This window comes from Myxococcus llanfairpwllgwyngyllgogerychwyrndrobwllllantysiliogogogochensis (assembly GCF_006636215.1).
GTDB classification, from domain to species: Bacteria; Myxococcota; Myxococcia; order Myxococcales; family Myxococcaceae; genus Myxococcus; species Myxococcus llanfairpwllgwyngyllgogerychwyrndrobwllllantysiliogogogochensis.
Genome location: NZ_VIFM01000004.1, coordinates 44,714 through 55,393, shown reverse-complemented (window position 1 = coordinate 55,393; position 10,680 = coordinate 44,714). Strand labels below are relative to the sequence as shown.

Annotated in this window: 9 protein-coding genes and 1 tRNA gene; 4 read left to right on the top strand and 6 right to left on the bottom strand. The window is 67.6% G+C overall.

The window, feature by feature from the left end; all coding sequences use genetic code 11:
- Positions 1–56: 56 nt before the first annotated feature.
- Complete coding sequence (locus tag FJV41_RS01795; RefSeq protein ID WP_141640630.1) at positions 57–1,364, bottom strand: nucleotide disphospho-sugar-binding domain-containing protein; 1,308 nt, start codon at positions 1,362–1,364, stop codon at positions 57–59.
- Between the two features lie 143 nt (positions 1,365–1,507).
- Here FJV41_RS01795 and FJV41_RS01790 point away from each other — a divergent pair, with 143 nt between their 5' ends.
- From FJV41_RS01790 to FJV41_RS01780, 3 genes are all read left to right on the top strand, one after another.
- Positions 1,508–2,251: an aspartate/glutamate racemase family protein gene (locus tag FJV41_RS01790; RefSeq protein ID WP_141640629.1), complete on the top strand. Its 744-nt coding sequence runs from the start codon at positions 1,508–1,510 to the stop codon at positions 2,249–2,251.
- A gap of 275 nt (positions 2,252–2,526) precedes the next feature.
- Positions 2,527–3,279: a sulfotransferase domain-containing protein gene (locus FJV41_RS01785; protein WP_220137822.1), complete on the top strand. Its 753-nt coding sequence runs from the start codon at positions 2,527–2,529 to the stop codon at positions 3,277–3,279.
- A gap of 95 nt (positions 3,280–3,374) precedes the next feature.
- Positions 3,375–4,304 (top strand): biosynthetic peptidoglycan transglycosylase, encoded by a 930-nt coding sequence (locus tag FJV41_RS01780; protein WP_181790323.1) that lies wholly within the window; start codon positions 3,375–3,377, stop codon positions 4,302–4,304.
- Positions 4,305–4,475: 171 nt separating this feature from the next.
- Here the strand turns inward: FJV41_RS01780 and FJV41_RS01775 are convergent, their stop codons facing one another.
- Positions 4,476–5,303 (bottom strand): glycosyltransferase, encoded by an 828-nt coding sequence (locus tag FJV41_RS01775; protein WP_174462152.1) that lies wholly within the window; start codon positions 5,301–5,303, stop codon positions 4,476–4,478.
- A 15-nt stretch (positions 5,304–5,318) separates the two neighbouring features.
- Positions 5,319–6,065, bottom strand: coding sequence for a galactosyltransferase-related protein (locus FJV41_RS01770; RefSeq protein WP_141640625.1), 747 nt, complete (start codon positions 6,063–6,065; stop codon positions 5,319–5,321).
- Between the two features lie 135 nt (positions 6,066–6,200).
- Here FJV41_RS01770 and FJV41_RS01765 point away from each other — a divergent pair, with 135 nt between their 5' ends.
- Positions 6,201–7,508: a polysaccharide deacetylase family protein gene (locus tag FJV41_RS01765; RefSeq protein ID WP_141640624.1), complete on the top strand. Its 1,308-nt coding sequence runs from the start codon at positions 6,201–6,203 to the stop codon at positions 7,506–7,508.
- A 57-nt stretch (positions 7,509–7,565) separates the two neighbouring features.
- Here the strand turns inward: FJV41_RS01765 and FJV41_RS01760 are convergent.
- From FJV41_RS01760 to pheT, 3 genes are all read right to left on the bottom strand, one after another.
- Positions 7,566–7,642 (bottom strand) — tRNA-Pro (locus tag FJV41_RS01760).
- A 96-nt stretch (positions 7,643–7,738) separates the two neighbouring features.
- Positions 7,739–8,128: an integration host factor subunit alpha gene (locus FJV41_RS01755; RefSeq protein WP_141640623.1), complete on the bottom strand. Its 390-nt coding sequence runs from the start codon at positions 8,126–8,128 to the stop codon at positions 7,739–7,741.
- Positions 8,129–8,227: 99 nt separating this feature from the next.
- Positions 8,228–10,642 carry a phenylalanine--tRNA ligase subunit beta gene (gene pheT / locus FJV41_RS01750; RefSeq protein ID WP_141640622.1) on the bottom strand — a complete coding sequence of 805 codons (2,415 nt, stop codon included), beginning with the start codon at positions 10,640–10,642 and terminating at the stop codon, positions 8,228–8,230.
- Positions 10,643–10,680 lie beyond the last annotated feature (38 nt).

Genomic DNA, 10,680 nt, shown 5'->3' with positions numbered 1-10,680 from the left:
GGATGCGAATGAGCCCGACCGGGTCCGCGAGCGGACGCAGTGAGCGCGCGAAAGGCCTACGCCAGGCGGCGGCGCTCACCCACCGTGGCGGAGCGGCGCGCGAGGAACTCCTCGATGGGGCCCGCGGCTCCCCGTGCGCTCTCGGCCTGGACGAAGTGGACCCGCAACTGCTCGCAGGCCTTCTTGTACGCGGGGTTCTGGAGGACGTCGTCGAGGGCCTCGAGCAGCCGGTCGGCGGTGAACTCTGGAGGCGGGATGGTGCGTCCCACCCCATGAAGTTCAATCAACCGGCCGATGTCGGGCTGATCGAACTGGAGTGGAATGGAGACCATGGGCACGCCGAAGGCGATGCACTCCTTCACGCTGTTCGTCCCGGCATGGTTGACCATCACCGCCGCCTTCCGAAGCAGGCCGAGCTGCGGCGCCACCTTCACGGCGATCACGCCGGGCGGCACGTCGAACATCGCGGGCTCCATCGTGGAGCCCACCACCATGACGAACTGAAGGTCCGGGCGGCGGGCGGCCGCGAGGAAGGCCTCCTGGAGGATGCGCAGGTTGTGCTTCGAGGTCGCGGCGAGCGTCCCGAGTGCGAAGAGGACCAGCGGTCGGTCCTCGCGCAGGCGCTCCCAGGGAAACTCGGGCTCGCGGCGTTCATGGTCGATGCACGGCTCGATGTAGCAATACTCCCCGGGGGTGCTGCGCACCCGCACCTCGGCGAACTCCTTGGGACAGAGGAGCAGCTCGGGCGAGAGGCTCCGGTCGAGCATCGGAACGGTCTCGATGTTCTTCAGCGGGTAGCGGTGCTTGCGCGCCAACGCCAGCAGGGCCGGGCGAAGGCGGGGAAAGAGCCCCAGCGCCATGAGGAGTCGCTCACCCGGCATCGCGGCGCCACGCCCCGGTCCCCGCGAGGCGCCCTCGGGGCGTGGAATGAACTCCGGGGGAATCGTCACGTTCATCTGCAGGACGGGGACGTCGAGCCCGTGCCCGATGATGGCGAGGTGCCGGAGCTTCTCGTCGCAGATGAGGAGGTCCGGTTGAAGTCGGGCCAGGAGGGCATCGACCTCCCCCTCGACCATCCGACGCAGCGCTTCGTTGAAGCAACGAGCCTGGGTGCGCAGGAACCACAGCAGGCGCAGGCCCTTCAGCCGCGCCGCGGTCGCTCGCAGCTCGGTGAGCTTCCCCTTGGGGAAGACGTCCCCGAACAGGGGCGTGAACTCGAACCCCTCGGCGCGCACCTCGTCCTCTATCTCCAGGATGCCCAGGTAGATGACCCGGTGACCGCCGCGCTGGAGCGACCGCGCGATCCGCAAGCTGGGATTGACGTGGCCTGGAACAGGCAGCGGCGCGAGGAGGATGGTGGCCATCTGAATCCTTCGAGGAGGTCGATCTGGATCGAACGGATTGTAGAATGGTTTTTCGTGGATTATTGTTCAAACCAGCAAGATTAGACATCCGGTGAGACGAGACCTTGGATAGCCTTGGGCTGCCGCCTGCCGCGCGGACGAACATGTGGGACGCGGTCCCGGCGCCGAGCGAGCTCCTGGGCATCGTGGGGGGCCTCGGGCCCCTGGCGTCGGCCGAGTTCCTGAAGACCATCTACGAGGAGAATCCGTTCGAGGTGGAGCAGTCGGGGCCGGCCTGTGTCCTGCTGTCGGACCCGAACGTGCCGGATCGCACCCAGGCGATCATCCAGGGCCAGGAGGCGGTGGTGGCGCGATGGCTCGAGGGCGCGTTGATGCGCCTGCGGGACATGGGTGCGCGGCGCATGGTGATCGCCTGCATCACGATGCACCACTTCCTCGAACACATCCCCGCGCCGCTGCGCGACCTCACCGTGTCGCTCGTGGACCTCACCCTCGACGAGGTGAGCGCGGAGGGGAAGCGCTGGCTGATTCTCTCCAGCCAGGGGACCCGCGCGGCGCGCGTCTTCGAGCGCAGCGAGCGCTGGCGCGCAGCGGAGCCCCACCTGACCTGGACGAGCGCCGCGGAGCAGGTCGAACTCCACGACGCCATCTACCGGCTCAAGCGACACGGCGACGTCACGGAGGCGGCGGTCCTGTGCGAGCGGCTGGTCCGGGCCCATGGCGTGGACGGCTTCATCGCGGGCTGCACCGAGCTTCACCTCGTCACCCGGTACATGCGCACCCGCCCCCCACAGGAGCGCCTGCGGAACATCGACCCGCTCTACCTGGTGGCGAACCGCATGCCCGCGCTCGTCACGCACCGGTACGCCTTCAAGCGCAGCGCGTAGAGGCTTGGGCGCGAGTGCCTGGAGACTCCCTCCCGCACCTCCGTGTCGCGGCTCACTGCGTTGCGAATAGCGGGCAAGAAAGTAAATTCAGAAATCGCCTGAATATTGCGATGTTCTGACTATGCAGCTCTAGCAAGTTTGGCCGGGTGAGCATGAGTGAGCGGCACGGCGTCACGAATCGTCCGACCCGGCCAGCACCGGACCCGATGAGGGGTCTGGTTGGCGGGTTGATGCGCGCACGGTGGGCGCTTCGGTCGGCGCGCTCGTGGCTGCGCGTGCGTTACGTCTGGCTCAAGCCCCGCCCTGGGGACATCTACATCGCCACCGCGGCCAAGGCCGGGACGACGTGGATGCAGCAAATCGTCTTCCAGTTGATCCACGAGGGACGTGGCGAGTTCGAGCACATCCTCCAGGTGTCCCCATTCCTGGAGCAGCTCGGGACGAAGCCCCGGGCAGAGCAGGAGCTGGACGGACTGCCCTCGCCCCGCATCTTCAAGACGCACCTGAGCCGTGGCTTGCTGCGGCCTCCCGCCAACAGTCGAGTCATCTACGTCACGCGTGCGGCGAACGACACCCTGGTGTCCTACTACCACCACGTGTGCAGGGCCCATGGCGCGCATCTGGACTTTGATCAGTTCTTCCAGCGGGAGATGAAGAACCGCGGGTGGTCGTCCCACCTCAGGTCCTGGTGGCCGAACCGCCGGGCGCCCAACGTCCTGCACGTGCGCTACGAGGATCTCGTGACGGACCGCGAGCGGGAGCTGCGGCGCGTCGCGACGTTCCTCGCGCTTCCACTTCCTCCAGAGCGACTGCCGGACATCCTGGAGAAGACGAGCTTCGAGTACATGAAGCGGCACAACGCCCGCTTCGCGCCGCCCATGCCAGGAGGCTTGAGCGCGGAGGGGTTCATCCGCGAGGGCAAGGTGGGGAGCGGCCGCGACGCGCTCGATGCCGGGCAGCAGGCCCTGCTCGAAAAGACGCTGGCCCCGCTGTTCCGCGAGCTTGGCATCACCGGCAACGAAGTCTGACAGCTGACCACGAGAATAGGGTTGCCAGCATCATGTCTCAGAGCCCCCGTAGCGCCCCTGACCGGTCCGTTTCCCCCAAGCCCAAGCGGCGCGGCGTGTTCCGGCGCCTCGCGCGCGGGACGCTGGTGCTGCTCGCCATCGTGGGCATCCCCTTCGGGCTGTACGTCACCTGGGTGTCGCATCAGCTACCCTCCGTGAGCCGGCTGGGCGAGGAGAACCCGGAGCGCACCAACTACATGCGCCTGGCCATCTCCGAGGGACAGCTCCCCGAGAACTTCGCGGTGACCTGGCTTCCCCTCTCCTCGATGTCCAACGCGCTGGTGTGCGGGGTGGTGAAAGCGGAGGACACCATCTTCTTCCAGCATCGGGGCTTCAACTACCGGCAGACGTTGCTGGCCATACACGGCCGCTTGAACGGCCGGGTCGTCGGGCACAGCACCATCACCATGCAGCTCGCGCGCAACCTCTTCCTCGGACCCGAGCAGACCTTCGAGCGGAAGCTGCGGGAGATCCTCCTCACCCGCGACCTGGAGCGCGAGGTGCCCAAGCAGCGCATCCTGCAGCTCTACCTGAACATCATGGAGCTGGGCCCCGGTATCTGGGGCGTGGGACAGGCCAGCCAGTACTACTTCCAGAAGCAGCCCGCGCAGCTCGACGCCTTCGAGGGCACGCTCCTGGCGGCCATAGCGCCCGCGCCGCGGCAGCCCCTGGAGGGACCGAATCGCGAGCGAGCACGAAAGAAGCAGGCCTCCGTCCTGTGGCGCATGTTCATCTCCGGCCTGCTCGGCCCGGAGCAGTACCAGTCACTGGCCCTCCGCCATCAGGTCCTGTTCCAGGCCCTCGAGAAGGGAGTCTCGCTGCAGGAGGCGCTGCGGATCCCCACTCCCGCCGACGTGCAGCCGCCCCCCGTGCCATTCCGTGTCGTCACCGAGGAGATTCCCGAGGAGCGGATGCTGGAGGAGTCCTGCGGCTATCGCAGCGAGCTCGGCTACTACACGGGCCCCAACCCCGTCCCGAAGTTCTGAGAGGCAACGGGCTCCCGCGCAGGGCACGCCCTCATCCGCGAGACCGGGCCTTCACCGACAGGGGCTGGGGCTGGCCTGCCTTGACGGAGGAGTTACGAGGAGAACAGCCGGTGCAACCAACCGGTGAGCCCGCTGGCGGATGGAGCCGGCCTTCCGTCCAGGAATGAGGAGTTACGAGGAAAAGAGCCGGCGCAGCCAACCGGTGAGCCCGCTCGCGGATGGGGCCGGCCTTCCGTCCAGGTACGCGGCGGGCACCTGTTGCCGGAGATCCTCGGGGAGCGTGTGGAACGCATACTCCCGGCCCGGAGGGATGGGCTTGAGCTTCACGCCCCGCGTCTCGGTGAGGTAGTCGTACCCGACGCGCTGGAAGCGCGATTCCGGATCCAACCGGACGTAGCGGTCTCTCCGCGCGATGCGGTCCTCCGGCTTCACCATGCGCAGGTGATACAGGCCGTGGTCCAGCATCAGGTGCCGGGCCCCCAGGAGTTGCTCGGGGTACCACACGCCATGAAACTTCGTATGGCGCCGGCCGCCGAAGGTCATCGCATCAGGAAGAGGAAAGGCGCAGCAGCGGGTCTTCCGGCCCCAGAGGCCATCCGCGCGGTACTGCGCGACGCCGTCCCACAGCTCCCGGTAGCGCATCGCCACGAGGGGCCGGTTCTGCTTCTCCGCCTTGAGGAGGTACTCCGGCAGCCGCGCGAGAAAGCCCTGCTCGAAGCGCTCGTCGGCGTCACCGCAGAGCACCCACCGGGCGCCCAGCTCCTTCGCCCGCCGCAGCAGTCGGGAGCGGTTACCGGGCTCATCCCAGCCCACCTCGTCGGGACGCGGCGGGTTGGTGAGCACGTCGGCCATCTTGGGCTCAGCGGCGAGGATGGCGCGCGTTTCATCCGTCGACCCGTCGTCCAGCGCGACAAAGGCATCCACATGGTCGCGCAGGTGGTCCAGGCACCCGCGCAGGTAGTACGCCTCGTTCCGAAGCTGCAGGACCGCCACGAGCATGGGGTGTCCCATCTCCTATCGCCGCCAGTCGAAGGCGATGCGCTTGAAGCTCTCACCCCAGCCCTCGGGGTTCGCCTGCGCCGACGAGGGGCTGAAGATGCGCTGCGTGTACTCGGGTGAAGGCATCGCGCTGGCCTGCCGCACCTGCCGGGGCTCGAGGGACAGGTGGAGGATGCGCATGTCCTCGAGCGGAAAGAGGTACGTGTCCGTCATCATGAGGCGCACGCGCAGGTTGTCGTCGTCACCGCCCCACTGGTCGAAGCTCTCGTCGTAGCCATGGATGGCGTTCAGGCGCTCGCGGGCCACGCAGATGGAGCCGTAGATCGTCACGGGTTCCGTGAACGCCGTCGCGAGAGAACCTCCGGCGGACTCCACCTGGTCGAACGTCGCGAAGGCGACGTGGCCGAGCGCCGCCGTACCGGGGTTGGCCGCGATATGCGCGAGCGCGATGCCGGGCACGTCGGTGACGAAGGCGGACTCGGGCGACATGACGAGCACGTGCTCGCCGATGGCATTGCGCACCCCCACGTTGATGGCGCGACACGGCGGCCGCCAGGGGTGGTCGAAGTCGTTGACGATGATGCGCCACCGGATGGAGGGGAAGTCGCGGACGAGGCGCATCACCTCCCCTTCTTCGCTCGGCTCATCTAGGACGATGACCACCTCGGTGCCTGGCCGGGCGAAGTACGGCGCGTTCAGCAGCAGCACCCTCTGAAACTCCCGGATGCGCTTGAAGTACGGCATGACGACACTGAGATTCACCCGTTCCCTCCACTTCGTGCCCGGAAGCCCCGGACCGCCTGGCGAGGACCGAATGATACATTTTCCTGAATAGCCGTGTTCACGGCTTTGACTTAATCTACGCGCTTCCCGGCTTCTGCCCTGGAGCACGCCCCCATGCTTGTCGCCCCTGTCCGCTCGCGCCTCACGCGGATGTCACTCCTCGCCGTCCTCGTCTGCGTGGCGGCATCCTGCAAGAAGCGCGATGCCCCCTTCGGGGAGCCGATGGAGACGGACTTCGGCGCGCACCCGCTGCAAGTCACCGCCTCATTCGACGGGAGCAAGCGCTTCGCGATGTGGCTCGACACGTTGGGGTTCGCCCGGAAGCTGGAGCGGGAGACGGGCAAGCCGCTCCACTACACCTACTTCATCAACACCGCGTACTACGACCCCACCGTTCAGGGTGTGGCGATTGATCCGCTCGACGTGCCGACGACGAGTGAAGAGGCCCGCGTGCGATGGGCCCTCACCCAGCAGGCCCTGAACGAGGGGCACGAGGTCGCGAACCACACGGTCCGCCACGCTTCCGGGCAGACATGGACTGACGACGCCTGGCGCAAGGAGATCGACGAGTTCCACGCGCTGGTGGAGGCGAACCTCTTTGAGCCCGTCGTCGATGCGAAGGGCAAGGCGGTGTTCCCGAAGTGGGAGCCCTTGAAGACGGCGGCGGCGGGACAGCCGGGTGCGCGGTGCGGCGCCGACGCGGACTGCCAGGGCGGTACGTGCCTGCATCTGACGGAGGACGTAGGCGTGTGCAGTACGACCTGCAATGCCAATACACCCTGCGTGGCGGGATTGGTTTGTGGAAGCCCGACGTGGACGACGGCGACGGACGTATGCATTCCCCCTCCGGCCTTCCCCGTCGAACATGAAGGTAAGGTGTTGTTCGACGCGGAGGGGAAGCCCCAGCGAGACAACCTCCGGCCGTACCGGGTGGTGGGGTTCCGCGCGCCCTTCCTGCACTTCAACTCAGCCCTCTACCGGGTGCTGGCCGCGCGCGGGTACGCGTACGACAGCAGCCCGAGCTGGAAGCTGGGCCCGCCCAGGCGCATGACGAAGGAGCCCGGACTGGGAATGGCCCAGTTCCCGTTGATGTGGATGAAGGGCGCGCTCACGTACTCGATGGACGACGCATACAACTCGAAGGGGGGCACGGGAGCGCAGATGGAGGAGGACTACCAGAAGGCTCTCCACGCGGCCTACGAGGACTTCGGGCGGGTGCCGTGGAACATGGGCCACCACTTCGCGCTGTTCCGGGGCGGCGACTACTGGCGCGCCATGCAGAAGACGCTCACCTACGCCGCCGCGGGCTGTCGGGATGAGGAGGGGGTCCGCCACTGTCAGGAAGTGGAGTTCCCCTCCTTCCGCGAGCTCGCCGAGAAGAAGATTCCGAGCTGGGACGCCACCGCCGCGTCGAAGCCGTGACAAAAAGGTGAAGGCCCTGGACCCCTCGGCTTTCGCCTAGGAGTCCAGGGCCTTCGATGGTCGGGGCGACAGGATTTGAACCTGCGACCACTTGCACCCCAAGCAAGTGCGCTACCAGGCTGCGCTACGCCCCGAAACCGCTTGTGCTGCCGCCGTCGTGAAACGGTGCGCCCTTATGCCCCTACACAACGCTCAGGTCAAGCAGGAGCAGCAGGTCGCGGTGGGAAAACTCACCCTTCTGAATCTTCCATTCCCTCTTCGTCGAAGTCCTCGCCCCGGGCCTCGGCCGCGTCCGCCGCCGCTTCCTCGCGCGCGTCGATCTCCGCGTGATCTTCCGGCGGGGCCTCCCCGTTGAGGGCGCTCTTCAACACCTGACTCGGCCGGAAGGTCAGCACCCGACGGGCCGAGATTTCAATCTCCTTGCCCGTCTGCGGGTTGCGACCCACGCGCGCCTTCTTCTGGCGCACCTGGAAGTTGCCGAACCCGGAGACCTTGATCTTGTCGCCGCGCTCCAGCGTTTCCTTGAGCGTGTCGAACACGAGCTCCACGATTTCGGCCGACTCCTTCTTCGAGAAGCCGACCTTCTCGTAGACGCCCTCGATGATGTCCGCCTTCGTCATGCGAATCCTCGGGATGCCCCCACCCTCAGCACGGTGAACGCCCAAATACTGTGGCAGCCTTCCCGAAGGCAAGTCAACCCTCTGACTTCATTCAGGAATTCAGGCACGCAGCGAGGCACCCAGGCGCTGGTTCACCTCGCTGATGATGCGCTGGTGCGCCTCCGTGACTTCCACGTCGGTCAACGTCCGCTCCGCCGAGCGGTAGCGCAGCGCGTACGCCAGGTTCTTCTTCCCCTCGGGAATCGGCTTGCCCGTGTACACGTCGAACACCAGCGCGTCCTCCACCAGCGGACGCCCCACTTCCAGGATCACCTTCCGCACCGAGTCGTTCGCCAGCTCCACCGGCACCACCACCGCCAGGTCGCGGAGCACCGCGGGGAACCTGGGCAGCGAGTGGTACTCGGGCACCAGCCGAGCCGCCGAGTACAGCGGCTCCGTGTCCAGTTCGAACACGAACACTCCCTCGGGCAGGCCCAGCGATTTCACCACGCGAGGGTGCAGCTCCCCCACATGGCCCAGCACCGTGCCGTCCGCCAACTTCACCTCCGCGCTGGCACGCGGGTGGTACGCCGCAGGCCCGCCGAGCGACCAGGTGACGCCGTCCACACGCAGCGCCCCGAGCACCGCCTCCACCGCGCCCTTGGCATCGTAGAAGTCCGCCCGGGCATCCTTCTGCGTCCAGCTCCGGCCGCCACCTCGCAGGCCCCAGACCAGGCCCGCCACGCGGTTCACTTCGCGCGCCGCCGGCCGAGTCCCCTGCCCGCCCTCCGAGTCCCGGAAGTAGGCGCGGCCCGTCTCATAGAGGCACACCGACTCCACCTGGTGCCGGACACTGCGCGACAGGTTCTCCAGCAGCCCCGGAATCAGGCTGGTGCGCATCACCGACTGCTCGACACTCAGCGGGTTGAGCAGCGCCACCGGCTGCTCCTTCAGGCCCAGGACCTCCAGGCTCTTGGGCGCGACGAACGAGTAGTTCACCACCTCGTCCAGACCCGCACCCGACATCGCCTGCCGCAGGCGACGCTCCGCCTCGGAGTGCGCCGGCTCGGGCGCCAGTGAGGCGAGCCCGCGCGGCAGCTTCGCCGGGATGTTGTCGTAGCCGAAGACGCGAGCGACCTCCTCCAGCAGGTCCTCCTCGCGCTCCACGTCCACCCGCGCCCTGGGCACCGAGTACGTCGCCTGCCCCGCGCTCTCCGACAGCTTCTGGAAGCCGAGCGCCTCCAGGATGCGCCGCACCTCCGCCTCGGGCACCGCCACGCCCAGCACCTTCTCCACCCGGGCGAAGCGCAGCGTCACCTGACGCGGCGGCTTCTCGGCCGGATAGATGTCGATCAACCCCGGCGCCACCGTGCCGCCCGCGAGTTCGACGAGCAGCTGCGCCGCCCGCTCGATGGCGGGAACCACCGCGTCCAGGTCCGCCCCACGCTCGAAGCGATGGGACGCCTCGGTGTGCAGCGCATGACGCTTCGCCGCCCGGCGCACGCCCGAGCCCAGGAAGTTCGCCGCCTCCAGCAACAGGCGCGTCGTCTTCTCCGTCACCTCGCTGTCCCCGCCACCCATGACGCCCGCGAGCGCCTGCGGCCGGTCCCGGTCACAGATGACCAGCTCATCCTGGTCCAGCGTCCGCTCCTTGCCGTCCAGGGTCGTGAGCTTCTCGCCCTTCTTCGCCCCGCGGACGACGATCTCCTGCCCCGCGAGCTTGTCCAGGTCGAACGCGTGCAGCGGCTGCCCGAACTCGAGATTGACGTAGTTGGTGATGTCCACCACGTTGTTGATGGCCCGCACGCCACACGCCTTCAGCCGGTCCTGCATCCACTGCGGCGACGGCTTGATGGTGATGTTCTCCACCACGCGCGCCCCGTAGCGCGGGCAGCGCACTGAATCCTCCACGCGGACCTTGACGCTCTGGGACGCCGGCGCACCGGACTCCGTCAGCTTCGGCTGAGGAACCTTGAGGGCCGCCCCCGTCACCACGCTCACCTCGCGCGCCACGCCCAGGTGGCTCAGCGCGTCCGGCCGGTTCGGCGTGACGTTGACCTCCAGGACCACGTCATCCAGCCCCAGCGCCTCCGCGATGGGCGTGCCCGGCTTCAAGTCGGGCGACAGGATGAGCAGGCCGCTGGACTCCTCGGTCAGCCCCAGCTCCTTCGAGGAGCAGAGCATGCCGGAGCTGTCCACGCCGCGCAGCGCGGCCTGCTTGATCTCCATCCCGTTGGGCAGCTTCGTGCCCACCGTGGCCAGCGGAACCTTGTCGCCGACCTTGTAGTTCTTCGCGCCGCACACCACCTGCACCAGCGCGCCGCCCCCGGCGTCAATCTGCGTGACGGAGAGCTTGTCCGCGTTGGGGTGCTGCACGGACTCCTTGATCTGCGCCACCACCACGCCTCGGAGCCCATCCCCCGGACGCTCCAGGCCTTCGATCTCCAGGCCCGCGGCGGTCAACTTGCGCGCCAGCTCGTCCACCGACGGCGGCAGCGCCACGTAGTCGCCAAGCCACTTCACCGAAATCTTCACAGGTCCACCCTCTTGCTCTCGGGACGAAGACAGGAGCG

Excerpts from the sequence above, each read along its gene's own strand:
- FJV41_RS01795 (WP_141640630.1), bottom strand. The coding sequence starts at position 1,364 with ATGGCCACCATCCTCCTCGCGCCGCTGCCTGTTCCAGGCCACGTCAAT.
- FJV41_RS01790 (WP_141640629.1), top strand. The coding sequence starts at position 1,508 with ATGTGGGACGCGGTCCCGGCGCCGAGCGAGCTCCTGGGCATCGTGGGG.
- FJV41_RS01775 (WP_174462152.1), bottom strand. The coding sequence starts at position 5,303 with ATGCTCGTGGCGGTCCTGCAGCTTCGGAACGAGGCGTACTACCTGCGC.
- FJV41_RS01765 (WP_141640624.1), top strand. The coding sequence starts at position 6,201 with ATGCTTGTCGCCCCTGTCCGCTCGCGCCTCACGCGGATGTCACTCCTC.
- FJV41_RS01755 (WP_141640623.1), bottom strand. The coding sequence starts at position 8,128 with ATGACGAAGGCGGACATCATCGAGGGCGTCTACGAGAAGGTCGGCTTC.